This is a genomic window from Chitinimonas koreensis (genome assembly GCF_014353015.1).
GTDB lineage: Bacteria > Pseudomonadota > Gammaproteobacteria > Burkholderiales > Chitinimonadaceae > Chitinimonas > Chitinimonas koreensis.
Genome location: NZ_CP060704.1, coordinates 2,904,035 through 2,928,181, shown reverse-complemented (window position 1 = coordinate 2,928,181; position 24,147 = coordinate 2,904,035). Strand labels below are relative to the sequence as shown.

The window sequence follows — 24,147 nt, the reverse complement described above, 5'->3', positions numbered from 1 at the left end:
CGGCGAATCGACGAGCATCGGGGAATTCCACCGGTTGGGGCCGGTCTGCGTTCTGGGGCGCCCGGCAGGGCCCCGATCCAATCCGATACCCATAACAACAGGGAGAAGCGATGCACGGCATCCATTTCATCCAGGATCTCGCGGTCATCATGCTGGTCGCCGGCGTGGTCACGGTGCTGTTCCACAAGCTCAGGCAGCCGGTGGTGCTCGGCTACCTGATCGCCGGCCTGATCATCGGCCCGCACACGCCGCCCTACGCGCTGATCACCGACCAGGACACCATCCAGACGCTGGCCGAGCTCGGCGTGGTGTTCCTGATGTTCTCGCTCGGCCTCGAATTCAGCCTGAAGAAGCTGTCGCGCGTCGGCGCCGCGGCGCTGGTGGCGGCGCTGGCCGAGATCGTGCTGATGGTGTGGATCGGCTACGAGATCGGCCGCTACTTCGGCTGGCAGACCATGGATTCGCTATTCCTCGGCGCCATGCTGTCGATCTCGTCGACCACCATCATCGTCAAGGCGCTGGACGAGCTGAAACTCAAGCAGGAAGGCTTCGCCCGGCTGATCTTCGGCGTGCTGATCGTCGAGGACGTGCTGGCCATCGCCATGATCGCGCTCTTGTCGGGCATCGCCATGACCGGCTCGGTGCAGGCCGGCGAGGTCGGCGTCACGCTGGGCAAGCTCGCCATCTTCATCACCGTGGCGCTGCTGGCCGGCCTCCTGCTGGTGCCGCGCCTCCTGGCCTACGTGGCCAGGAGCGGCAGCCGCGAGATGCTGCTGGTCAGCGTGCTGGGCCTGTGCTTCGGCTTCTGCCTCTTGGCCATCAAGCTCGGCTACAGCGTGGCGCTGGGCGCCTTCATGATCGGCGCGGTGATGGCCGAATCGGAGCACCTCGAGACCATCGAAGACCTGATCGAGCCGATCCGCGACCTGTTCAGCGCGATCTTCTTCGTCGCCATCGGCCTGATGCTCGACCCGTCGGTGCTGGTGCAGTACGCCGGCCCGATCGCGCTGATCACCGTGGCGGTGGTGCTGGGCAAGGTGCTGACCTGCGGCTTCGGCGCCTTCGCGGCGGGGCAGAGTCCGCGCACCTCGCTCAAGGTCGGCATGGGGCTGGCCCAGATCGGCGAGTTCAGCTTCATCATCGCCGCGCTCGGCGCCAGCCTGAAGGTGACCAGCGACTTCCTCTACCCGATCGCGGTGGCGGTGTCGGCGCTGACCACGTTGACCACGCCCTACCTGATCCGGGCCGCCGACGGCACCGCCAGCAGCCTGGGCCGCATCGTGCCGCGGCCGCTGGCGCAGCTGGCCGGGCTCTATACCGACTGGCTGTCGAGCCTGCAGCTCGAGGGCGACAAGGCCGCGGTGGCCGGCATGATCCGCCGCATCCTGCTGCACGTGGTGGTGAACATGCTGCTGGTGGCGGCGATCTTCCTCGGCGGCGCCTGGCTGGGCCGTCACCTGGCCGCCATCGCCGGCTGGCACAAGGCCATGCTGTGGGGCACCGCGCTCTTGGTGTCGCTGCCTTTCCTGGTGGCGATCTACCGCAAGCTGGTGGCGCTGGCGATGCTGCTGGCCGAGATCGGCATCGACGAGCGGCTGGCCGGCAGCCACACGCCCAGGGTGCGCCGGCTGGTGTCGCGGCTGATCCCGCTGGCCGCGCTGATCGGCATCGGCCTCGGCATCGCCGCGCTGAGCTCGGCCATCCTGCCGCCGTGGGAGCTCTTGTGGGCGGTGCTGGCGATAGCGGTTGGCCTGCTGCTGGTGCTGCGGCGGGCGCTGGTGGCGATCCACGCCAAGCTGCAGATCGCGCTGATGGAGACGCTGGAGGGCAATGGCCACGGCCATTGAGCGGCATGGGCAGAAGGAGGATGCCCGGCCTGGCCGGGCATTTTTCATGAGGGGGCGGCTGCGAGCGGCATCCTTCAACTGGAGGATATGACAGGTGGTCCGAAAGGGCGCCGGGCCGCGATAATTCCGGCGTCGGTGGCGTCATCCCCCGCACACCGGCGGATCGAAACGGAACGGGGCCGGCTTATCCAGCCGGCCCCGTTGTCCTTTCCGCCCGCGGTGCGCCCGGTCTTCAGTCGTGGTAGACGAAGGCGGCCCGCTTCACGTTGCAGAACAGCTCGTAGTCGATGGTACCCGCCGCCGCGGCGACTTCGCAGGCCGGCAGGTCTTCGCCCCACAGCCGCACCGGCGTACCGACGCCGGCGGCAGGGTGATCGTTCAGGTCCACCGTCAGCATGTCCATCGACACCCGGCCGATCAGCCGGCCGCGCTGGCCGTCGATCAGCACCGGCGTGCCGGCCGGCGCCACGCGCGGGTAACCGTCGGCATAGCCGCAGGCCACCACGCCGACCCGGGTCGGCCGCTCGGTGACGAAGCCGCCGCCGTAGCCGATCGGCTCGCCGGCCGCCAGCTCGCGCACCGCGATGATGCGGCTGTCGAAATTCATCACCGGCCGCGGCCAGTCGGGCAGCAGCCGGTCGGCCGCGGTGCCGCCGTACAGCATCACGCCGGCGCGGCCCCAGTCGCCGTGCAGCGCCGGCCAGCCGAGGATGCCGCCCGAATTGCACAGGCTGGTCTCGACCGGCAGGTCGGCCAGCGTCTCGACGAAGCAGGCGTGCTGCTGCGGCGTGGTCGCGCAATCGAGCTCGTCGGCGCGGGAGAAATGGGTCATGGCGACGATGCGGCCGACCTTGCCGCTGGCGAGCAGGCGCGCATGGGCCTGGCGGAAGTCGGCCGGCGCGAGGCCCAGCCGGTGCATGCCGCTGTCGATCTTGACCCACACCGTCAACGGGCGGGTCAGTTCGGCCGCTTCGATGTCGTCGATCTGTTCGAGGCTGTGCAGCGCGGTCCACAGCTCGTAGCGCTCGATCAGCGCCAGCTCGGCCGGCTCGAACCAGCCTTCGAGCAGCAGGATCGGTCCCTGGACGCCGGCCTCGCGCAACTGGATCGCTTCCTCGATCGCGGCCACGCCGAAGCCGTCGGCGATGCCGGCCAGCGCCTCGGCGCAGCGCACCGCGCCGTGGCCGTAGCCGTTGGCCTTGAGGATGGCGAGCACCTTGCCGCCGTGCAGGCGGCGCGCCAGGGCGTAGTTGTGGCGCAGGGCGGAGAGATCGATGGTGGCGGTCAGCGGACGGCTCATGGCAAGGCTTGGGCAGGAGAGGGCGGGCGGACCCGCGGACGTTCGGGAGTCGGGAAGGCGGTGTGCACTGCGGCCGACCGGCCATGGACGGGCCGACCGGATGGCGGGTTCCGCCCCGCCGCCGGCCGTGGCCGACTCAGGCGCGCGACCTACAGGCAGCGGCGGAACGCCTTCCCGTTCGATTCAATTCGATTCGATCCGATTATCGGGCAGCCGGCACGGCGCCGCCCGATACTTCGGGGCCGCGAAAGAGCGGATCAGGCGGCGGCCGGGTTCAGCGAGCCGAGCCGGGCGTCGATCGCGCGGCGGCCGTAGCGGTCGATGGCCAGGCCGTCGGTGCTGATCTCGGGCCGCTGGCCGGTGACGATGTCGGCCAGCAACTTGCCCGAGCCGCAGGCCATGGTCCAGCCCAGCGTGCCGTGGCCGGTGTTGAGCGACAGGTTGGCGTAGGGCGTGCGGCCGACGATCGGCGTGCCGTCCGGCGTCATCGGGCGCAGGCCGGTCCAGAAGCTGGCGGCCGCGATGTCGCCGCCGCTGGGGAACAGGTCGCCGACCACCATCTCCAGCGTCTCGCGGCGGCGCGGGTTGAGGCTCAGGTCGTAGCCGCCGAGCTCGGCCATGCCGCCGACGCGGATGCGGTCGTCGAAGCGGGTGATGGCGATCTTGTAGGTCTCGTCCAGCACGGTGGAGACCGGTGCGCCGGCCGGATCGACGATCGGCACGGTCAGCGAGTAGCCCTTGGTCGGGTAGACCGGCAGGTTGAGGCCGAGACCGCGCACCAGCTGGCGGCTGAAGCTGCCCATCGCCACCACGTACTGGTCGGCCTGCAGCCGCTCGCCGCCCTTGAGCGCGACGCCGGCGATGCGGCCGCGCTCGACCAGCAGCTGGTCGATCTCGCAGCCGAAGCGGAACTTGACGCCGATCGCCTGGGCGCGGCGCGCCAGCTCGGTGGTGAAGCGCTGGCAGTCGCCGGTCTCGTCGTTGGGCAGGCGCAGGCCGCCGACCACCCGGCCCGGCACCTTGGCCAGCGCCGGTTCGGCGCGGGCGCAGCCGGCTTCGTCGAGCAGTTCGAACGGCACGCCGCAGGCTTCGAGCACCGGGATGTCGCGGGCGGCGCCGTCGAGCTGCTGCTGGCTGCGGAACAATTGCAGCGTGCCGCCGGTGCGTTCCTCGTAGCCGATGCCGGTTTCCTGCCGCAGCGCGCGCAGGCAGTCGCGGCTGTATTCGGACAGCCGCATCATGCGTTCCTTGTTGATCGCGTAGGCGCGGTCGTTGCAGTTGGCCAGCATCTGCGCCATCCACTGCCACTGGAACAGGCTGCCGTCCGGCCGGATCGCCAGCGGGGCGTGGCGCTGGAACAGCCACTTCATCGCCTTCAGCGGGATGCCGGGCGCGGCCCACGGCGTCGAGTAGCCGGGCGAGATCTGGCCGGCGTTGGCGAAGCTGGTTTCCAGCGCGACGCCGTCCTGGCGCTCCAGCACCGTCACGTCGGCGCCTGCGCGCGCCAGGTAATACGCCGTCGATACGCCAATCACGCCACCGCCGAGCACGATCACTTGCATGGGTTTTCTGCCTCGAGAACAGGTTCAGGAATTTCGCGCAGTTTATGGATAGCTTTGCAAAAAGTGCTGCCAAGTTACGCGGCTATTACGCGATTTATTCCTGTCCATTGCTATCATGGCGAGAAATTCTCCTGTTCATACCTGAGGCTTGGCCGACATGCGCGAATTGGACCGTACCGACCGCAAGATCCTGACCCTTTTGCAGCAGGATGGCCGCATGGCGCTGACCGAGCTGGCCGAGCGGATCGGCCTGTCGACCACGCCGACCTCGGAGCGGGTCAAGCGGCTCGAGCGCGACGGCGTGATCGAGGGCTACTACGCGCGCGTCAATCCGCGCGCGGTGGCCTGCGCCCAGCTGGTGTTCGTCGAACTGCGGCTGGCGGCCAAGTCGGCCGAGATCTTCGACCAGTTCCGCCGCGAGGTGATGAAGCTGCCCAATATCGTCGAGTGCCACCTGGTATCGGGCGATTTCGACTACCTGGTGAAGGCGCGCATCTCCGACATGTCGCAGTACCGCACGCTGCTGGGCGACATCCTGCTCAACCTGCCGGGGGCGGTGGAATCGCGCAGCTATGTGGTGATGGAGGAGGTGAAGGAGACTTTGGTGTTGCCGGTGGCGGCGGCTTGATGGGTTCGTCGTTATAAGGCCATCCGCTTTTAAGCGGCTTCGCCGCGGATTCCGCACTGCGTGCGGATTGGGGCGGGGCCCGTCCCGCGGCCGGGTTACTTTCTTTTGCTTCGCCAAAAGAAAGTAACCAAAGAAAAGGCGACCCGACAGAGCCGCCCCCGCTGCGCGGGGGTTCCCTGCGCTCCTCGGTCTCCGCGGGCGGCTGCGCAACTCGGCCCTTCGGGCCTCAGACAGTGCTCGCCGACTGCCCCCGCGGAGCCCAGCGGTGCTCGGCGGCTCTGACGGGGTTGGGGCTCTCCGTAGCAGGATGCATCGCTGGTTGAGCGATGGCCAGACACCGCAGCCATGCCACGTTGAGGACAGTCTCGGCTTCTGTACCGCTGCTAAGCCGTCATGGCAAATCCCGCGCCGGCGAATCGCCATGCACCCCCTGCACCCCATCGAGCGGATAGATCGCCGGTTGCAGCCGCCGCAGCCAGGCGCGCAAGGCGGTGGTGACCGCGTCCGGCTGCTCGAGCGGCGACAGGTGGCCGGCGCCGTCGACCATCTCCAGCGTCGCGTCGGGGATCATCGACGCCATCTCGGCATGCAGCTCGGGCGGCGTCAGCGTGTCCTGCCGGCCGCACAGCACCAGGGTCGGGCAGGCGATGCGCGGCAGGTCCTCGCGGCTGTCGGGCCGGCCCATGATCGCCTGCTGCTGGCGCACGAAACCGTCGCGGCCGACCTTGTGCGCCATCTCGGTGAACAGCTGGGCGTTCTCGCTGCCGGGCTCGGCGCCCTCCGGCGTGAACATCTTGGGCAGCAGCGAGGCGATCACGCCGCCGAAGTCGTGCCCGGACTGCTCGATCAGCTTGCGCCGGTTGGCGCTGGCCTCGGCCGTGTCGGGCTTGGCGCTGGTATCGAGCAGGGCCAGGCCGAGGATGCGGTTGGGCGCCTGGCGCATCATCTCGAGCGCCACGTAGCCGCCCATCGACAGCCCGGCCAGCGCGTAGTGGCCGGCCGGCGCCTGGGCCAGCGCGGCGGCGGCCAGCAGCGGAATGGTGTCGGTGGCGGTGAGGTCGCCGACCGTCACGTCGGCGAGGTCGGCCAGGCCTTCGACCTGGTGCTGCCACAGCCGGGCGTCGTTGAGCAGGCCGGGCAGCAGAAACAGCTGGAGCTTGTCGGTGGCAGGCATGCGATCCCTTTCCATGTTGGGGGCGGCCGGCCGCGGAAGGCAGCCGTGCCGCGGGTGGGCATGCTTGAGTGACCGCGCCGGCCGCGGTTCCGTTCCGGCGTCCGCCGCGGAAGCGATCAGCCCGGCTGGAATTCGCGCAGCAGCGCGGCCAGGGCCGCCGGATCGAGCGCCGCCAGCGCCTTGCGCGCCGCCTGGACCTCGTCGTCCTGCTGCGCGCGCTTGGCGGCGGCGATCTCGGCCTGTACCGCGGCGAGCCGGGCCATGGCCGCGCGGCCGGCCTCGTCCTGCGGCGGCGTGGCCGCCGCCAGCGCGACCACCGCGTCGTGCAGCGCATTGAGCTGGCGGCCGTAGGAGACGCGCTCGAACACGCGCTGCTCGGTATCGCCGTCGCCGGCCTGCGGTGGAATGGCGCCGAAGAACCAGTCGGTGGTCGGCCGGATGTCCTGCGACACCCCGCCGCTGAACGGGAAGTGGAATTGCGGCGTGTACAGCCAGAGCCAGGGAAACATCGCATCCTCCTAGTCGTGCCGGCCGCTGGCGGGCCGGTCGCTTATCTATAGTGCCTGGCCGCCGTCGCCGCCGGGTCAGTCGTGCGGCGGCGGCGACAGCACCGGCGCACGGGCGCGGTCGTAGTAGTGCGGCGACATGATCTGCACGCCGTGGCGGTTGAAGGTGTCCTGCACATTGGCGTTGAGCGCCGACAGCACGAAGGGCAGCCGCTCGGGCCGGTCGGTATAGGCGTTCAGCTCGTAGCGCACGTAGAAATCCTGCAGCTCGGTCTGCAGCACGAACGGTTGCGGCGAGGCCATCACCTCCGCGGTCGCGCCGGCCGCCTCCAGCAGCAGCGCATGCACCTGGCGCCACGGCGTGTCGTAGCCGATGGTGACCGCGGTGCTGACCAGCGCGCCGCGGCGGGCGCCGCTGGACGACAGGTTGGTGACGTGGCCCTGCAGCACCACCGAGTTTGGGATGGTGATCTCCTGATTGCGGATGGTGTGCAGCTTGGTCACCAGCAGCGAATGGCTGATCACTACACCCTGCACCTCGCCGATGCGCACCAGGTCGCCGGCACGGTAGGCACGCATATAGGTCAGGATCACGCCGGCCACGATGTTCGACACCGCGCCGGTCGAGCCGAGCGAGAACAGCACGCCGATGAACAGCGACACGCCCTTGAACGCATCCGAGCCCGAGCCGGGGATGTAGGGATAGGCCACCATCAGCGCGAACACGATCAAGAGGAAGCTGGCGATCTTCTGCGTCGGCCCGGCCCAGTCTGGATAGAAGCCGTCGATGCGCAGCTTGCCGCGCTCGATCTCGCGGAACAGGTAGCGCGTGGCGCGCAGCAGGTAGCGGGTGCAGATGGCCAGCACGGCGAGGAACAGCAGGTCCGGCAGCGCCCGCGCGAACAGCAGCGCGCCGTTCTTGAGCGGATCGAGCAGCCAGCCGGCCAGCTTGCCCGACAGCGCCTGGGTGGCCGGGAAATAGCTGAAGCAGCGCTCGATCGTCACGTAGACGATCAGCGCCAGCAGCAGCAGCCGGCCCAGCCGCAACAGGCCGGTGAGCAGCTGCAGCAGCGCGCGGGCGCGCACCAGGTGGTGGCTGCGCTGCTCGAGCCGGCGCGCCGGCCGCCGCAGCGGCCGCACCACGGCGGCGAGCAGCCGGCGCGACAGCCGCGCCAGCAGCCAGGTTGCCGCCAGCGCCAGCGCGATGGTGATCGCGGCGTAGCCCAGCGCATGCAGCAGCGTATCGGGCAGGACGGCCGGTCCGGCGGCCAGGGCGGGGAGCGGGAGCAGGGCGGACAGCAGCGGGTAGCGGGGCATGGGCGTTCGAGGCGGTGGCGCGAGGCCGCTATTATGGGAAGCGGAAAACACGAAACGGAATAGGGAGACGAAATGAGCGAACAATTCGAACGCGGCCTCAAGGTGCGCCGCGAGGTGATGGGCGACGCCTTCGTCGACAAGGCCTTCGCCGAGGCCGACGATTTCACCCGTCCGCTGCAGCACTTCATCACCGAGCAGGCCTGGGGCACGGTATGGAACCGCGACGGGCTGGACCGCAAGACCCGCAGCCTGATCACGCTGGCCATGCTGGCGGCGCTGGGCCGCGCCCAGGAGCTCAAGGGCCACGTGCGCGGCGCGCTCAACAACGGCGCCAGCGTCGACGAGATCCGCGAGGTGCTGATGCATTCGGCGGTCTATGCCGGCGTGCCGATGTGCGTCGATGCGTTCCGCGCCGCGCGCGAGGTGATCGCCGCGGCCGGGGCGGCCGATGCCGCGGCGGCTTCCGCGACCAATGACGAGCCGCCTCGATGAGCGACGCCGCGGAACTGGCCGCGCTGCTGGCCCGGCGGCGCGCCGACGGCGCCGACCTGGCGGCGATCGACGCCGCCATCACCGCGCGCTTCGGCCGCACGCTGGCGGTGATGTTCACCGACCTGGTCGGCTTCTCGCGCGCGGTCGAGGCCTTCGGCATCGTCCACTTCCTGCAGCTGATCGACGAAGCCGAGGCGCTGTTCCTGCCGCTGGCCGCCCAGCATGGCGGCCGCTGCGTCAAGCGCGAGGGCGATTCGCTGCTGCTGGTGTTCGCCGAGCCGGCCGACGCGCTGGCCTGCGCGCGCGCCATGGTGGCGGCCACCGTGGCCGTCAATCCGACGCGGCAGCCGGAGACGCGCATCGAGGTCTGCATCGGCCTGGGCTACGGCACCATGCTGTGCATCGACGACGGCGAGCTGTGGGGCGCCGAGCTCAATGCCGCGTCCAAGCTCGGCGAAGAGATCGCCCACGGCGGCGAGATCCTGGCCACCGGCCCGTTCCGCGATGCGCTGCCGCAGCATCGGTTCGAGCCGCACGGCGAGCTGTTCGGCCGCCGGCCGGCCTACCGCTACCGCGAGGCCGACGGCTCCGCCTGAGCCGTGCCGGCGGCGCAAGAATCGGGTGTGCGTCCCCGGCCGCGCTGACTAAGATCGGCTTCATGGAAACCGCCATCCCCTCCTCCGAAGACCTCGACGAACGCGCCCGCGCCTACGACACCGTGGCTGCTGCGCTCGGCTGGCTGCGCAGCCACGCCGAACGGCAGCCCTCGCTGGCCGAACTGGCCGGGCATGTCGGCCTGTCCGAATTCCACCTGCAGAAGCTGTTCGCGCGCTGGGCCGGCGTCAGCCCCAAGCGCTTCCTGCAGCACCTGGCCAAGGAGCGCGCGCGCGCCGCGCTGCGGGCCGGCGACGACGTGCTCGGCGCCAGCCTCGAGGCCGGCCTGTCCGGCCCCGGCCGGCTGCACGATCTGCTGGTCAGCTGCGAGGCGGCCAGCCCCGGCGAGGTGCGCAGCGGCGGCGCCGGACTGGCCATCGTCTGGGGCGTGGCGGCTACCCCGCTGGGCAAGGCGCTGCTGGCCGAGACCGCGCGCGGCCTGTGCAAGCTGGCCTTCGTCGACGGCGATGAGTCGATCCGGCTGGCCGAGCTTCGGCACGACTGGCCGGCCGCCGCGCTCGAGCGCGACGACGCCGCCGCGGCGAAGCTGGCGCAGCGCCTGTTCGCCGGCTACAGCCGGCCCGAGCCGGTGCACTTGTTCGTCAAGGGAACCCGGTTCCAGCTCAAGGTCTGGGAGGCGCTGCTGGCGCTGCCCGAAGGCCGGCTGACCACCTATGGCGAGCTGGCGGCACGCGTCGGCCAGCCCGGTGCCGCGCGCGCGGTCGGCAGCGCGGTCGGCGCCAATCCGATCGGCCTGCTGATTCCCTGCCACCGGGTGATCCGGCATGATGGCGGCCTCGGCGGCTACCGCTGGGGCGAAGTGCGCAAGCAGGCGCTGCTCGGGCTGGAACTCGGCCGCCACCGTCCGTCGGAGGCGGTCAATTGAATGAAAATCACGCAGAATCGGGCCTTTCGGTGCAATTCCGGTTTGACCGGCGCGCGCAAACTGGCAATATTGCGCGCTTGCGCAGCCAGCGCAGACACGGTCGCCGGTCGTGTACGAAATTCATCCATCCTGCCGAGGAAAACAAAACATGAATCAAGCCCAACTCATCGAAGCCGTTGCCGCCCAGGCCGCCCAAGATGGCCAGTCGGTCACCAAGGCCGATGTGACGCGCGTGCTGGTCGCCCTGACCGGCGTGGTGCAAGAACAGCTGAAGGCCGGCGAGGAAGTGACGCTGCCCGGCATCGGCAAGCTGAAGGTCAAGGACAAGGCTGCCAAGGTCGGCCGCAATCCCAAGACCGGCGAAGAGATCAAGATCCCGGCCAAGCGCGTGCCCGCGTTCACCGCCGTGAAGGCACTGAAGGACTCGGTGGCCTGAGACCTGCGATGGAAACGGCGCTGCGGGCGCCGTTTTTATTGATGCCGCCGCGACGCGGCGGGACGGGGCCGGCCCGGTGCGAGGGATCTGATCCGGGGCGCGCCGGGAAGAAGGCGCCGCCCGGCCGCAGCGGCGCATCTACGCTCGAGACGATGAAGGCAGGTCGGCCATGAAACCCAGCGACCTCGCCGAACTCATCCTGCTCGCCGCCCTGTGGGGCGCATCCTTCCTGTTCATGCGCGTCGCCGCGCCGGCCTTCGGCCCGGTCGCGCTGATCTTCGTCCGCGTCGCGCTCGCCACCTTGTGCCTGTTGCCGGTGCTGCTGTGGCGCCGCGAGGCCGGCGCGATCCGGCGCCACGCGTTGCCGCTGGCGGTGGTCGGCCTGCTCAATTCGGCGCTGCCGTTCTGCCTGTTCGCCTGGGCCACGCTGTCGCTGTCGGCCGGTTTCACCGCCGTGCTCAATGCGACCACTCCGCTGTGGAGCGCGCTGGTCGCCTACCTGTGGCTGCGCTCGCCCTTGCCGGCCACACGGGTGGCCGGTCTCGCCATCGGCTTCGTCGGCGTGGTGGTGCTGGTCTGGGGCAAGGTGAGCTTCAAGCCGGGCGGCGACGGCTTCGCCATCGTCGCGGCGCTGGCGGCCACGCTGTCCTACGGCATCGCCGCCAACTACACCAAGCAGAAGCTCGCCGGCGTCGCGCCGCTGGTGGTGGCGACCGGCAGCCAGGGCGCCGCGGCGCTGATGCTGCTGCCGCTGGCGGCCTGGCTATGGCCGCCGCAATCGCCGCCGGCCCAGGCCTGGCAGGCCGCGATCGCACTGGCGGCGGCTTGCACCGCACTGGCCTATTTCCTCTACTTCCGCCTGATCGCCCATGTCGGGCCGAGCAAGGCGGTCGCCGTCACCTTCCTGATCCCGCTGTTCGCCATCGCCTGGGGCGGGCTGTTCCTGGCCGAGGCGCTGACGCCGGCGATGATCGCCGGCGGCGCGGTGATCCTGGCCGGCACGGCGCTGGCCATCGGCCTGTGGCCGCCGCGGCGCGAAGGCTAGCGCCGCGCGGCCGGGCCGTGCGCTGCATTGCCCACTGTTGCTGTCTGCACTATTCGAGCAGCGAGCGCAGCATCCAGGCGGTCTTCTCGTGGACTTGCAAGCGCTGGGTCAGGAGGTCGGCGCTCGCTTCGTCGCCGACTTCGCCGACCAGCGGCAGCAGGCCGCGCGCGGTGCGCACCACCGCTTCCTGGCCCTTGAGCAGGATCGCGATCATCTCCTTGGCCGGCGGCACGCCGTCGACCTCCTTCACCGTCGACAGCCGGTCGAACGCGGCATAGGTGCCCGGCGCCGGGAAGCCGAGCGCACGGATGCGCTCGGCCACCAGGTCGACCGCCAGCGCCAGCTCGGTGTACTGCTGCTCGAACATCAGGTGCAGCGTGTTGAACATCGGGCCGGTGACGTTCCAGTGGAAGTTGTGGGTCTGCAGGTAGAGCGTGTAGGTGTCGGCCAGCAGCCGCGACAGGCCTTCGGCGATGGCCTGGCGCTTCGTTTCGTCGATGCCGAGATGGATGTCCATGAGCAATCCTCCTTGCGTGGGTTGAGGTCTTCATCGTGCAAGCGGAACGACCGCGAGGGAAATTGAATGTTCCTGCGATGGCGATAGTCCGTACGCATGATCGCGCCGCTTGCGCCACAATGCGGGCCTGGCGGTACATCTACCGCTTGGTGCCGGGCCGCGCTTGGCGGAAACTAGCGGCCTTCGGCCGCGGCGCCGCATGACAGACCAATTAATTTATAAAGCAGGGAGTGCGCATGTCCGAGGTTCCCGTCACGGTGATCGATGTGGCCAAGAAGGCCGGCGTGTCGGTGATGACCGTTTCGCGCGCGCTGAGCGGCCGCGGCTACGTGGCCGAGAAGACGCGCGAGAAGGTGCTGGCGGTGGCCGCCGAGCTCGGTTACGCACCCAATCTGTCGGCCAAGGTGCTCAAGGGCAGCCGCACCAACGTGCTGGGCCTGATGGTGAGCAGCCTCGAGTCGCCGCTGATCGCCGACATCATCGGCAAGGTCAGCAACGTGGTGAAGCGCAGCGGGCGCGACCTCTTGATCTACAACGCGGCCTCGCTGCCCGACATGCCGTCGCGGCCCGACGTCGGCCGGCTGCTGCGCGGCGTGTGCGATGGCCTGCTGCTGGTGCTGCCGGGCTCGCCGGACAGCCAGCTGGCCTTCTTCGAACAGAGTCCCGAGCAGGTGCCGGTGGTGTTGGTCGGCTACTGCCGCAGCGAGACCGCGCTGCCGGTGGTGCGGGCCGACAACTACCAGGGCGCCCGGGCCGCCACCGCCCATCTGCTCGAACTCGGCCACCGCCGCATCGCCTTCCTGGCCGGCACGCCCTTCACCGGCCAGAGCCAGGCGCGCGAGCAGGGCTATCGCGACGTGCTGGCCGAGGCCGGCCTCGCCGCGTCGGCGCAGGTGGTCGACGGCGATTTCCAGCAGTGCACCGGCTACGAGGCCGCCCGGCGCCTCTTGGCCCAGCCGCAGCCGCCGACAGCGATCTTCGCCGCCAACGATTTCATGGCCTTCGGCGCGATGGATGCGATCAAGGCCAGCGGGCTCCGGGTGCCCGAGGACATCTCGGTGCTGGGCTTCGACGACGTGCAGCAGGCGAGCTATGTCTTCCCTCGGCTGAGCACCGTGCGCCAGCCGTTCGCCGACATCAGCGAGCAGGCGGTGCGGCTGCTGATCCAGCGCATCGAGCATCCGGACCAGGAAGCCCAGACGATCGAGCTGCCCAGCGAGCTGGTGCTGCGCGATTCGACCGGTCCGGCGCTCGCTGCCGCGCGGTAATCAGCGCAGGCCTGCCAGCTGGCGTTGCAGGTCGGTGTAGCCGTAGGGCAGGTAACGCCGGTAGATCCGGTCCATGCTGCCGTCCTCGATCATGTCGGCCAGCACGGCCGCGTGGCGATCGGCCAGCGCCTGATTGCGCTTGCCGAACACCAGGAACAGGCCGTGCGCGCCGAGCATCGGCTTGAGCATCTTGATCGGCACGCCGACTTTTTCCGACATGGCCGGGGCGGTGAAGATGTCGCTCAGCAGGTGGTGGTAGCGGCCGGCCTTGAGCTTCACCATCGCTTGCTCGTCATCGACCGATTCGTCGCGGCTCCAGCCGTCGAAGCGGTCGATGTTGCCCGGATAGTGGTAGCCGTGCACCACGCCGACGGTCTTGCCGCGCATCGCGTTCCACGAGAAGGTGTCGTGCGGGCAGTCCTGCCGCACATAGACCGCCACCGGGAAATAGGCGCTCGGCACCGCGCCGGCCACCATGTCGCGGTCCGGAATGGCGTCGAGCACCGCGTCGTAGCTGCCATGCTGCACGCCGGTCTTGCAGCGCAGCCAGGGCGCCTTGCGGAACTCGAGATCGATGATGCCGAGGCGCCGGAACGCCTCGCGCTGGATCTCGACCGAGATGCCGCGCACCAGCTGGTCGCCCTCGGGCACGCTGAACGGCCCCCATTCGACTCCGCACAGCGTCAGCTTGGCGGCCTGGGCCGGCAGCAGCAGGGCCAGCGTACAGGCCCAGATCAGGATCTTCATCGCGGCACTCCGGTGCATGTCTCCCATCCCTTCCTGGTGGATGACCGATCGGACGGCTGCCGATGCGGCCGATGTTCCGTATTGCGACGCACTCTTGCAGCATTGGGCCGGCCGTTACGTCGAGGGGCTGGACTGCTGCTCGAATTATGTTATCGTTAACTCTGCATCGCAAGGGAAAGGCCGGAACGCCGATCGACGATCGCTCCTGTCGGATGGAGCCGATCCCGGTCGCAGCAGGCGGGCCGGACGGCCCCTCGCCATGCTCATCTCGTTTGTCTTCGCTCCTCTCCGGGAGTTTTTCGACGGCATGTCCTTACGGGCATGCCTTCTTTTTTTCCAGGTGCCGAAGCGGGAAGGGCCGTCATTCGCATGGCGGCCCTTCCGTTCACTACCTTCGATCACAGACTCAATCGAGCTTCAGGCCCTGCGCGACGCCCGCACCATAGGCCGGATCGGCGCGGCGGAAGTGCTCGATCTGGCGGCGCTGGATCTCGACCGGCACGCCCCGCATGGCGCCGACGATATTGTCGATCAGCAGTTGCCGCTGCTCGCCGCTCATCAGCCGGAACAGGTCGCCGGCCTGGGTGTAGTCGTCGTTGCCCTGGCGATGGTCGTAGCGGCCGGCTGCGCCGTCGAGCCGCAGCGGCGGTTCGGCCACCGTGGGGTCGGCCGCCGGCGTGCCGAAGCTGTTCGGCTCGTAGTTCGGGCCGCTGCCGCCGTTGTCGCCGAGCGCCATCGCGCCGTCGCGGTGATAGGTGTGGAACGGGCACTTCGGCGCATTGACCGGCAACTGGGCGAAATTGGTGCCGACGCGGTAGCGGTGGGCATCCGGGTAGGCGAACAGCCGGCCTTGCAGCACCTTGTCGGGCGAGAAGCCCAGGCCCGGCACCACGTTGGACGGCGAGAAGGCGGCCTGCTCGACCTCGCCGAAGTAGTTGACCGGGTTGCGGTTCAGTTCCAGCGTGCCGACCTCGATCAGCGGATAGTCGCGGTGGTTCCACACCTTGGTCAGGTCGAACGGATCGACGTAGTAGCGGGCGGCTTCGGCCTCCGGCATCACCTGGATGCAGACGCGCCACTGCGGGAATTCGCCGCGCTCGATCGCCTGGAACAGATCGCGCTGGGCATAGTCCGGATCGCTGCCGGCCAGCTCGGTCGCCCGCGCCGGCGTCAGGTTGCGGATGCCCTGCTTGGACTTGAAGTGCCACTTGACCCAGAAGCGCTCGCCGGCGGCGTTGATCATGCTGAAGGTATGGCTGCCGAAGCCGTGCATGAAGCGGTAACCGTCCGGCGTGCCGCGGTCCGAGAACAGGATGGTGACCATGTGCAGCGAGGCCGGGTTGAGCGACCAGAAGTCCCACATCGCGGTCGGGCTCTTCAGGTTGGTCTGCGGATCGCGCTTCTGGGTGTGGACGAAATCGGGAAACTTGCTCGGGTCGCGGATGAAGAACACCGGAGTGTTGTTGCCGGCCAGGTCCCAGTTGCCTTCCTCGGTGTAGAACTTGACCGCGAAGCCGCGCGGATCGCGCTCGGTGTCGGCCGAGCCCTTCTCGCCGCCGACGGTGGAGAAGCGCAGGAATACCGGCGTCTGCTTGCCGATCGTGTCGAACAGTTTGGCGCGGGTATAGCGGGTGATGTCGGCGTTGACGGTGAAGGTGCCGTAGGCGCCCGAGCCCTTGGCATGCACCACGCGCTCGGGGATGCGCTCGCGGTTGAACTGGGCCAGCTTTTCGATCAGGTGGAAGTCCTGCAGCAGCACCGGGCCATGGGCGCCGGCGGTCAGCGAATTCTGGTTGTCGGCGACGGGAGCGCCGTTGGAGGTGGTCAGGCGGATCATGTGCGGTCTCCTGGAGCGGTCGGGACGGGGATCAGCGGCTGCGGCCGTAGTCGGCCAAGAGTTCGTATAGCAGGCCGGAAAGCGTGTGAGCGGTCATGGTTTCTCTCCTCGGGGGGCGATCGGAACTGAGATCATTATTGGTAATGGCTATGAATTATTGAAATTGAATGTATTCAATAAATAAATAGCCAAGGCCTATGATGGCAAACCGGTCCGCCGCACCTCGCATCTCGCACGCCGTGCCGCAGCGCAGCTTGAGTCGCCATCCGGGCGGGCGCATCATCGCGCCCTCGCTACCGGAGACACCCATGCAAGCAAATCAGCGCGACCTCGAAGCCGGCATCCAGACCGACTTTTCCGACCGGCTCAGCTACGGCGGCTATCTGCAGCTCGACCGCCTGCTGGCCACCCAGCAGCCGCTGTCCGATCCGCCGCAGCACGACGAGACGCTGTTCATCATCCAGCACCAGGTGTCCGAGCTGTGGCTCAAGCAGCTGATCCACGAGCTGCGCGCCGCCATCGGCTTCGTCCGCCGCGACGAGCTCGAGCCGTGCTTCAAGATCCTGGCGCGGGTAAAGCTGATCCAGCAGCAGCTGTTCAATATGTGGGCGGTGCTGGAGACCATGACGCCGTCCGAATACGCCGAATTCCGGCCGGTGCTGGGCCAGTCCTCGGGCTTCCAGTCGCACCAGTACCGCACACTCGAATTCCTGCTCGGCAACAAGCACAAGGGCCAGGCCGAGGTGTTCCGCTACGACCCGGCGCTGTATGCGCGCATCCGCGCCGACCTCGAGGCGCCGAGCCTGTGGGACGAATTCCTGGCCCATCTGGCGCGGCGCGGCTTCGCCATCCCGGCCGACCGGCTCGAGCGCGACTTCAGCCAGCCCTACGTGGCGAGCGAAGGCGTGGTGGCGGTGCTGAAGACCATCTACCAGGCGCCGCGCGCGCATTGGGACGCCTACGAGATGGCCGAGAAGCTGGTCGACGTCGAGGAGGCCTTCCAGCTCTGGCGCTTCCGCCACATGAAGACGGTCGAGCGGATCATCGGCTTCAAGCAGGGCACCGGCGGATCGAGCGGCGTGGCCTTCCTCAAGCGGGCGCTCGAGCTGACCTTCTTCCCCGAGCTGTTCCAGGTGCGCTCCATCCTGTAGCTGCGTCGCGGGCGGACCCTCGATGGATCCGCCGACGGTACGGGCGCCCGGTTCAGCCGGGCGCTCGTCGTTCATGCTCAGGCTATGCCAGGTGATGCAGGGCACCTCGAGTCCGGCGATCTCCTTGCGCATGCAAGTGGTCTTCTTCCGAGCGTGCCGTCCGTAAGAAATATTATCTTTCGGTAATGTAGCGGCCCGGAAAGGCGCCTAAGATGCAACGACAATAATCACGTCCGGAATGGGAAGCGGTTCGAGGCCGCCGACCCGACATCTCCGGCATTCGGCGCGGGAAAGAGGCCGGCTCCGTTCGGGAGCGCGGCCGGGCGTCATGTCTCGAGGAGAGGTCGTATGAACCGTCGACGCATCAGCCTGGGCGACGTGGTGGTGGGGCAGCCGCTGCCGTGGAACGTCTACAACGACAAGGGCATCCTGCTGCTGGCCGAAGGCGCCAGCATCCAGACCGAGGCCCAGCTCGATCGCCTGCTCGACAAGGGCATCTACATCGAATCGACGCTGAGCTGGCACCAGCCGCCCGATTCCGCGCTCCAGAACATCCTCCATGCCTGTTACCAGCTCGCGGTGCTGCTGCGCCAGCCCGAGCTCGCCCCCGACTTCAAGGCCGCGGTGGCCGAGATCGTCGCGCTGATCCAGGCTGCCTACGCGCGCGATCCCGGCGTGGTGATGGCCACCGTGGTGCTGCGCCGCGGCGGCCGCTATTCGATCCGCCACGCCGTCAACGCCGCCTGCGTGGCGGTCAACGTGCTGCACGCGATGGGCAACAACGCGCCCAACCACGGTTCGGTGCTGGCCGCCGCGCTGACCATGAACATCGGCATGATCGAGCTGCACGACACGCTGGCCCGCCAGGCCGAGCCGCTGACGCTGTCGCAGCAGGCGCGCGTGCACGCCCATCCGCTCGAAGGCATGGACCGGCTGGTCAAGCTCGGCGTCAACGACGAGATCTGGCTGCGCGCGGTGGCCGAGCACCACGAGGCGATCGACGGCAGCGGCTACCCGCAGCACCTGCGCGGGCCGCGCATCTCGCCGGCGGCGCAGTTGCTGGGCCTGGCCGATCTCTTTTGCGCGCGCGTCAGCGAGCGCGGCTACCGGCGCGCCGACAGTACCAAGATCGTGCTGCGCGACGTGCTGATCGAGCGTGGCCACCATTTCGACGCGATGCTGGCGGCTTATTTCATCAAGGCGCTCGGGGTCTACCCGATCGGTACGCTGGTGCAGTTGAAGAACGGCGTGGTCGGGGTGGTCAGCGGCCATACCGACCGCGTCGACACGCCGCGCGTGCACGGCCTGCTCGGCGTCGAGGGCATGCCGCTGGCGGTCGCCACGGTGTACGACACGCGCGAGCCGCAGTACCGCATCGTCGACGCGCTGAGCACCGCCGACGTCGGCGTGCCGATCGAGATGGAGTCGATCTGGGGCCGCGAGGCCAGCGATTTCAGCCTCGAGCATCACCAGTGGCGCGAACGCGAGATGGACTTCTCGATGTAGCCGGGCGCCGCCCGCCACTGTCGCCTGCCGTTCCCACCCGGCCCGGTCCGGCTGCCCGGCGCCGCGCAGTCCGTATAGCATGGGCGCTTTGCGGCGTGCCCCGGTTACCGCCGGGACGCGCCGCGGTCTTGATCCTCGACCGGAGCCCCTCAATGACCCGTGCCATCCAGGCCGCCTTCGCGCCGCTCGGCCCATCCCCGTTCGACGCCGCCGGCCTTGCCCGCCACGTCTTCCCGTTGTTCTCGCGCGTGCTGGCGCGCGACGGCGAAGAGATCTACCTCGCCAACCATTCGCTCGGCCGCCCGCTCGACGCGACTGCCGACGACCTGGCCGAAGGCGCCGGCGCCTGGTTCTCCCGCATGGACGACGCCTGGAACCCGTGGTGGGACGAGATGCAGGCCTGGCGCGCCGCCACCGCGCGGCTGACCGGCGCGCCGCGGGCCGACTGCATCGTGCCCAAGACCAGCGCCGGCCAGGGCCTGCGCGCGGTGCTCAACAGCTTCGTCACCGCGCCGCGGGTGCTGACCACGCTCGGCGAATTCGATTCGCTCGACCATATCCTCAAGCAGTACGCCGACCGCGGCCGCGCCGTGGTCGAATGGACCGCGCCGCGCGAGGACGGCCGCTTCCACGTCGACGACCTGATCGAGCGGCTCGACGGCATCGAGCTGGTGGTGGTGTCGCAGGTGTTCTTCGCCTCGGGCCAGGTGCTGGCCGGATTGCCGCGGCTGGTGGAGGCGGCGCACGCCGCCGGGGCGCGGGTGCTGCTCGACGTCTACCACGGCTACGGCGTGCTGCCGCTCGACCTGGCCGCGCTCGGCGTCGATTTCGCCATCGCCGGCAGCTACAAGTACCTGCGCGGCGGCCCGGGCGTGTGCTGGCTCTACGTCTCGCCCGAGGTGCTGGCCGAGGGGCTGACCACGCTCGACACCGGCTGGTTCGCCAAGAAGGATCCGTTCGCCTACCGCCGGCCGACGCCGCCCGAATTCGCCGCCGGCGGCGACGGCTGGCTCGAGTCGACCATGAACCCGCTCGGCTTCTACCAGGCGCGAGCCGGCCTGGCCTTCGTGGCCGCGGCCGGCGTCGAGCGGCTGCGCGCCTGGTCGCTGCAGCAGAAGCGCACGCTGGCCGAGGCGCTGCGCGCGCGCGGGTGAGCAGCTTCGGCGAGGGCGAGGACTACGGCGCCTTCCTGACCGTGCCGCACGACGATCCGATGGGGCTGGCGGCGCGGCTCAAGGCGGCCGGCGTGAACGGCGACGCGCGTGCGGCGGGGCTGCGGCTGTGCCCGGATCTGCTCAATACCGACGAGCAGATGGTGCGGGCGGCGGAGGCGGTGGCGCGGCTGGCGTGAAGTGAATGGCCGGATGAGCGAGGCTTGAACCCTCTCCCTCCGGGGAGGGCCGGGTGAAGGACGCCGGTCGAGTGATCGCTGACCGTGGATGCGTGGCCTGGTGCCGTCAGCGGGCGGCTGAACCGGCGCTCCCTCACCCCGACTCCTCTCACCGAGGGAGAGGGGCTTCGACGGCCAGTGCGAATTCGTGCCCGAGCTAGCGCCCCGCCAGCAACTGCGCCAGATCCAGCGCCGAGCGCACGCCCATCTTGGCGAACACGTTGGCGCGGTGCACCTCGACCGTGCGGATGGCGATGTTGAGCTCGTCGGCGACCTGCTTGTTGAGCTTGCCGGCCAGCACTAGCTGCATCACCTCGCGCTCGCGCGGCGACAGCGTGGCCAGCCGCGACTGCACCGCCTGCTGGCCGCCGCGCGACTGGCTGCGCGCCTGCGCGATCGCCAGCGCGTCGTCGATCTTGTCCAGCAGCTGCTGGTCGCCGCAGGGCTTCTCGAGGAAGTCGAAGGCACCCTGCTTGACCGCCTGCACCGCCATCGGGATATCGCCGTGGCCCGACAGGAACAGCACGATCAGCTCGCTGTCGTCGGCGCGCAGCCGGTCGAACACGTCGAGCCCGCTGAGCCCGGTCATCCGCACGTCCAGCACCGCCACGCCCTCGCTGCGCGCGTCGATGGCGGCCAGGAAGGCCTCGCCGCTGTCGAAGGCGCGCACCGTGTAGCCGTGCGACAGCAGCAGGAGGCCGAGCGCATCGCGCACGGCGGCGTCGTCGTCGACCAGGTAGACCGGCTTGGTTGCATTCATCGCGGCAGGCTCACGTGGAAGCAGGCACCCCCGGCGGGCGCCGGTTCGAACCAGAGTTTGCCATGGTGCTGCTCGACGATGGAACGGCAGATCGACAGGCCGATGCCCATGCCCAGCGGCTTGGTGGTGAAGAAGGCTTCGAACAGCTGCTCGGCGATCTCCGGCGCGATGCCGGGGCCGCGGTCGCAGACCGTCAGGTGCACCGCCTCGGCGTCGGCCCGGCTGGCCAGCCGCACCTCGCGCCGTTCGGCGTCGAGCGGCGCGCAGGCGTCGATGGCGTTGCGCAGGAGGTTGATCACCACCTGGCCGATCAGCACCCGGTCGGCCTCGATTTCGGCCTCGCCGGCCGCCAGCTCCACCGTCAGCCGCACGCTGCGCGCGCGCGCGTCGGGTTCGATCAGCTCCAGCGCGTCGGCCACGATGGCGTCGAGCGTGCCCGGCTCGCGGTGCGGCGCGCGCTTGCGCACGAACTCGCGGATCCGGCGCACCACCTCGGCGGCGCGCTGGGCCTGGCCGCCGATCTTGACCAGGGTCGAATCGAGCAGCTCGCGCTCGTCCTGGCCGGCCAGCTTGCGGGCGGCGCTGGCGTAGGTGCTCATCGCCATCAGCGGCTGGTTCAGCTCGTGCGCCAGCGTCGAGGCCATCTCGCCCATGGCGATCAGCCGGCCGGTCTGGCGCAGTTTCTCTTCCTGCTCGCGTTCGCGCGCCTCGGCCGCTTTCTGCGCAGTGATGTCGACCACCGAGCTGAGCCAGCCACGCTGGCGGCCACCGGCGTCGATCAGCGGGGTGGCGTAGACGCGGGTGGCGACCAGCCGGCCGTCGCGGTGGCGGATGGTCGATTCGAAGCCGTCCTGCGGCGCGCGGCCGGCCAGCACCGCCTCGTTCTGGGCCTGGTGGCTGTCGAGGTCGGCCGGGTTCCAGTAGGGGTAGGGCGGCAGCGTGCCGATCAGCTCGTCGGCCTCGAAGCCGACCATGCGGCAGAAGGCCGGGTTGACGTAGATGATGCGGCCGGCCAGGTCGCGCGCGCGCATGCCGATCGCCAGCGAATTGCCCATCGCGGTGCGGAAGGCGTGTTCCTCGCGCAGCGCGGCCTCGGCGCTGAGCCGGCCACGGATCTGCCGCTGCAGCCGCCAGCCGCTCAGCAGCACCAGCACGGCCAGCACCAGCACGGCGGCCACCAGCGCCTTCTGCACCGTGCCGGTCGGCGCGCGGTAGGCGGTCACCTGCAGGGCCAGGCCGTGGCCGGGCGGGTCGAAAGTGAGCTGGTAGCTCAGCGCCTCGCGCTCGGTGGTGATGGCGGACTTGCTGGCGACCTCGCGGCCCTGGCCGTCGAGCACCGCCAGCCGGTACTTGGTGGCGAACCACCACGGCACCTGCTGGGCCAAGAGCTTGGGCAGCGAGATCAGCGCCACCGCCTCGCGCTCGCCGTCCACCAGCGCCACCGCGGTATAGCCGGCCGGGCCGAGCACGTCGCTGTAGCCGGGCCGGCCGGTGCCGCGGGCGAAGCGCAGCGCGCCGTCGAGCGCGGCCGCCTCGGCGTCGACGCCGTGGCGCCAGCGCCGGCCGCCGGCGCTGAGCCGGACGCCGACGATGGCCGGGTTGGTCTCGGCCAGCAGCCGGGCGCGCGCGGCGAAGCCGGCCTCGTCGACTTCGTTCTTGCGGGCGGCGTCGAGCAGCGCGCGCAGCCGCTCCTCGGTCTGGTCGAACTGGAAGCGCAGGTTCTGCTCGATCCACAGCACGTCGCTGATCAGCACCAGCCGCGCTTCTTCGCGCTCGCTCTGGCGCAGGTAGGCCATCAGGCCGATCACGGCGGCAGCGAACAGGACCAGTGCGACGCGCGGCCACAGCCACAGCTGGCGCGCCGACAGGGCGGGGAGGGGAGGCGGATGCATGGACTGCATCCTAGTCGAGGGCCACGAGCGCGGCATCGTGGTCAGCCACAACTGCGTCCCGTCCGGCCGCGGTCTATACCGGTGGCACCCGGCGCCGGCGGCCCGCCATCGGGTCCGACCACAATTGCGGCGGCCCGGCCGGCCGGACAAGATCGATCGCGCTGGTCCCAACAACATCCAGGAGACATCCCCCATGCAACGCCGCTCCCTGCTTGGCGCCGCGCTGGCGCTCGCGCTGTCCGCCACCGCTGCCCTCGCCGCCGCCCCACCCCTGCCGACCCCATCGTCATCAAGTTCAGCCACGTGGTGGCCAACGACACGCCCAAGGGCAAGGCCGCGATGTTCTTCAAGAAGCTGGCCGAGGAGCGCACCAAGGGCCTGGTCAAGATCGAGGTCTATCCGAACAGCCAGCTCTACAAGGACAAGGAAGAGCTGGAGGCGCTGCAGCTCGGCGCGGTGCAGATGCTGGCGCCGTCGCTGGCTAAGTTCGGCCCGCTCGGGGTGAAGGAGTTCGAGGTGTTCGACCTGCCCTTCATCTTCGACAACTACGACGAGCTGCATAAGGTCACCCAGGGCCCGATCGGCGCCGCGCTGCTCAAGAAGCTCGACAGCAAGGGCATCCTCGGCCTCGCATACTGGGACAACGGCTTCAAGCAGTTCAGCGCCAACAAGCCCTTGAAGACGCCGGCCGATTTCCGCGGCCTGAAGATGCGCATCCAGTCGTCCAAGGTGCTCGACGCGCAGATGCGCGCGCTCGGCTCGCTGCCGCAGCAGATGGCCTTCTCCGAGGTCTACCAGGGCCTGCAGACCGGCGTGGTGGACGGCGCCGAGAACCCGCCGTCGAACTTCTACACCCAGAAGATGCACGAGGTGCAGAAGTACCTGACGCTGTCGGACCACGGCTACCTGGGCTACGCCGTGATCGTCAACAAGCGCTTCTGGGACGGCCTGCCGCCCGATCTGCGCCAGCAGCTGGAGTTCTCGCTGAAGGAGGCCACTCAGTTCGCCAACCGGATCGCCAAGAGCGAGAACGAGGGCGACATCGAGAACGTGAAGAAATCGGGCAAGACCCAGATCGTCACCCTGAGCCCGGCCGAGCGCGCGGCGCTGAAGAAGGCGCTGGTGCCGGTGCATGCGCAGATGGCCGACCGGATCGGCAACGACCTGATCCAGTCGATCTACAAGGAAACCGGCTTCAATCCGGCCAACTGAGCAGGACCCGCCCGGGCGGC

The 24,147-nt window shown here is 69.3% G+C and carries 23 protein-coding genes; 13 read left to right on the top strand and 10 right to left on the bottom strand.

Going from position 1 to position 24,147, the window contains the following annotated elements:
* Positions 1-110 precede the first annotated feature (110 nt).
* Positions 111-1,847, top strand: coding sequence for a cation:proton antiporter (locus tag H9L41_RS12215; RefSeq protein WP_028447052.1), 1,737 nt, complete (start codon positions 111-113; stop codon positions 1,845-1,847).
* A gap of 232 nt (positions 1,848-2,079) precedes the next feature.
* Here the strand turns inward: H9L41_RS12215 and alr are convergent, their stop codons facing one another.
* Positions 2,080-3,147 (bottom strand): alanine racemase, encoded by a 1,068-nt coding sequence (gene alr / locus H9L41_RS12210; protein WP_028447053.1) that lies wholly within the window; start codon positions 3,145-3,147, stop codon positions 2,080-2,082.
* A 257-nt stretch (positions 3,148-3,404) separates the two neighbouring features.
* Positions 3,405-4,709, bottom strand: coding sequence for a D-amino acid dehydrogenase (locus H9L41_RS12205; RefSeq protein WP_028447054.1), 1,305 nt, complete (start codon positions 4,707-4,709; stop codon positions 3,405-3,407).
* A gap of 157 nt (positions 4,710-4,866) precedes the next feature.
* Here H9L41_RS12205 and H9L41_RS12200 point away from each other — a divergent pair, with 157 nt between their 5' ends.
* Positions 4,867-5,337: an Lrp/AsnC ligand binding domain-containing protein gene (locus H9L41_RS12200; RefSeq protein ID WP_028447055.1), complete on the top strand. Its 471-nt coding sequence runs from the start codon at positions 4,867-4,869 to the stop codon at positions 5,335-5,337.
* A 391-nt stretch (positions 5,338-5,728) separates the two neighbouring features.
* Here H9L41_RS12200 and H9L41_RS12195 read toward each other — a convergent pair whose 3' ends face one another.
* The 3 genes from H9L41_RS12195 to H9L41_RS12185 all read right to left on the bottom strand — a co-directional run bounded on the left by H9L41_RS12195 (position 5,729) and on the right by H9L41_RS12185 (position 8,334).
* Positions 5,729-6,511, bottom strand: coding sequence for an alpha/beta fold hydrolase (locus H9L41_RS12195; protein ID WP_084300467.1), 783 nt, complete (start codon positions 6,509-6,511; stop codon positions 5,729-5,731).
* Positions 6,512-6,627: 116 nt separating this feature from the next.
* Positions 6,628-7,020, bottom strand: a complete 393-nt coding sequence (locus tag H9L41_RS12190; RefSeq protein WP_034607443.1) for a hypothetical protein — start codon at positions 7,018-7,020, stop codon at positions 6,628-6,630.
* A gap of 75 nt (positions 7,021-7,095) precedes the next feature.
* Positions 7,096-8,334, bottom strand: coding sequence for a mechanosensitive ion channel family protein (locus tag H9L41_RS12185; protein ID WP_051319206.1), 1,239 nt, complete (start codon positions 8,332-8,334; stop codon positions 7,096-7,098).
* 72 nt (positions 8,335-8,406) lie between these two features.
* Between H9L41_RS12185 and pcaC the strand changes: the two genes are divergently transcribed.
* The 5 genes from pcaC (at position 8,407) to H9L41_RS12160 (ending at position 11,847) form a co-directional block, all read left to right on the top strand.
* The gene (gene pcaC / locus H9L41_RS12180) at positions 8,407-8,826 is read left to right on the top strand and encodes a 4-carboxymuconolactone decarboxylase (RefSeq protein ID WP_051319207.1); all 420 of its coding nucleotides are present in this window, start codon (positions 8,407-8,409) and stop codon (positions 8,824-8,826) included.
* Entirely contained in the window at positions 8,823-9,422 is a 600-nt protein-coding gene (locus tag H9L41_RS12175) for an adenylate/guanylate cyclase domain-containing protein (protein WP_028447056.1), read from the top strand. Before pcaC ends, H9L41_RS12175 begins: the two co-directional genes overlap by 4 nt.
* A 62-nt stretch (positions 9,423-9,484) precedes the next feature.
* Entirely contained in the window at positions 9,485-10,366 is an 882-nt protein-coding gene (locus H9L41_RS12170) for a methylated-DNA--[protein]-cysteine S-methyltransferase (RefSeq protein WP_051319208.1), read from the top strand.
* 148 nt (positions 10,367-10,514) lie between these two features.
* Positions 10,515-10,802 carry an HU family DNA-binding protein gene (locus H9L41_RS12165; protein ID WP_028447058.1) on the top strand — a complete coding sequence of 96 codons (288 nt, stop codon included), beginning with the start codon at positions 10,515-10,517 and terminating at the stop codon, positions 10,800-10,802.
* A 169-nt stretch (positions 10,803-10,971) separates the two neighbouring features.
* Positions 10,972-11,847: a DMT family transporter gene (locus tag H9L41_RS12160; protein WP_028447059.1), complete on the top strand. Its 876-nt coding sequence runs from the start codon at positions 10,972-10,974 to the stop codon at positions 11,845-11,847.
* A 49-nt stretch (positions 11,848-11,896) separates the two neighbouring features.
* On the opposite strand, the gene H9L41_RS12155 is transcribed toward H9L41_RS12160, so the two are convergent.
* The gene (locus tag H9L41_RS12155) at positions 11,897-12,364 is read right to left on the bottom strand and encodes a Dps family protein (protein ID WP_028447060.1); all 468 of its coding nucleotides are present in this window, start codon (positions 12,362-12,364) and stop codon (positions 11,897-11,899) included.
* A gap of 236 nt (positions 12,365-12,600) precedes the next feature.
* Between H9L41_RS12155 and H9L41_RS12150 the strand changes: the two genes are divergently transcribed.
* Positions 12,601-13,632: a LacI family DNA-binding transcriptional regulator gene (locus tag H9L41_RS12150; RefSeq protein WP_028447061.1), complete on the top strand. Its 1,032-nt coding sequence runs from the start codon at positions 12,601-12,603 to the stop codon at positions 13,630-13,632.
* Here the strand turns inward: H9L41_RS12150 and H9L41_RS12145 are convergent, their stop codons facing one another.
* Both H9L41_RS12145 and H9L41_RS12140 read right to left on the bottom strand, forming a co-directional pair.
* Positions 13,633-14,379, bottom strand: a complete 747-nt coding sequence (locus tag H9L41_RS12145) for a substrate-binding periplasmic protein (RefSeq protein ID WP_028447062.1) — start codon at positions 14,377-14,379, stop codon at positions 13,633-13,635.
* Between the two features lie 406 nt (positions 14,380-14,785).
* Positions 14,786-16,216, bottom strand: coding sequence for a catalase (locus H9L41_RS12140; protein ID WP_028447063.1), 1,431 nt, complete (start codon positions 16,214-16,216; stop codon positions 14,786-14,788).
* Positions 16,217-16,524: 308 nt separating this feature from the next.
* On the opposite strand from H9L41_RS12140, the gene H9L41_RS12135 reads away from it, so the two are divergent.
* From H9L41_RS12135 to H9L41_RS12120, 4 genes are all read left to right on the top strand, one after another.
* Positions 16,525-17,367, top strand: coding sequence for a tryptophan 2,3-dioxygenase (locus H9L41_RS12135; RefSeq protein ID WP_028447064.1), 843 nt, complete (start codon positions 16,525-16,527; stop codon positions 17,365-17,367).
* 348 nt (positions 17,368-17,715) lie between these two features.
* Complete coding sequence (locus H9L41_RS12130; RefSeq protein ID WP_051319209.1) at positions 17,716-18,873, top strand: HD-GYP domain-containing protein; 1,158 nt, start codon at positions 17,716-17,718, stop codon at positions 18,871-18,873.
* Positions 18,874-19,025: 152 nt separating this feature from the next.
* Positions 19,026-20,027, top strand: a complete 1,002-nt coding sequence (locus H9L41_RS12125; RefSeq protein WP_187523374.1) for an aminotransferase class V-fold PLP-dependent enzyme — start codon at positions 19,026-19,028, stop codon at positions 20,025-20,027.
* Positions 20,024-20,224, top strand: a complete 201-nt coding sequence (locus tag H9L41_RS12120) for a hypothetical protein (RefSeq protein WP_187523373.1) — start codon at positions 20,024-20,026, stop codon at positions 20,222-20,224. Before H9L41_RS12125 ends, H9L41_RS12120 begins: the two co-directional genes overlap by 4 nt.
* Positions 20,225-20,420: 196 nt before the next feature.
* On the opposite strand, the gene H9L41_RS12115 is transcribed toward H9L41_RS12120, so the two are convergent.
* Both H9L41_RS12115 and H9L41_RS12110 read right to left on the bottom strand, forming a co-directional pair.
* Positions 20,421-21,023: a response regulator transcription factor gene (locus tag H9L41_RS12115; RefSeq protein ID WP_028447066.1), complete on the bottom strand. Its 603-nt coding sequence runs from the start codon at positions 21,021-21,023 to the stop codon at positions 20,421-20,423.
* Complete coding sequence (locus H9L41_RS12110; RefSeq protein ID WP_157462046.1) at positions 21,020-22,915, bottom strand: sensor histidine kinase; 1,896 nt, start codon at positions 22,913-22,915, stop codon at positions 21,020-21,022. Before H9L41_RS12110 ends, H9L41_RS12115 begins: the two co-directional genes overlap by 4 nt.
* Before the next feature lie 303 nt (positions 22,916-23,218).
* Between H9L41_RS12110 and H9L41_RS12105 the strand changes: the two genes are divergently transcribed.
* The gene (locus H9L41_RS12105; protein ID WP_308419499.1) at positions 23,219-24,127 is read left to right on the top strand and encodes a TRAP transporter substrate-binding protein; all 909 of its coding nucleotides are present in this window, start codon (positions 23,219-23,221) and stop codon (positions 24,125-24,127) included.
* Positions 24,128-24,147 lie beyond the last annotated feature (20 nt).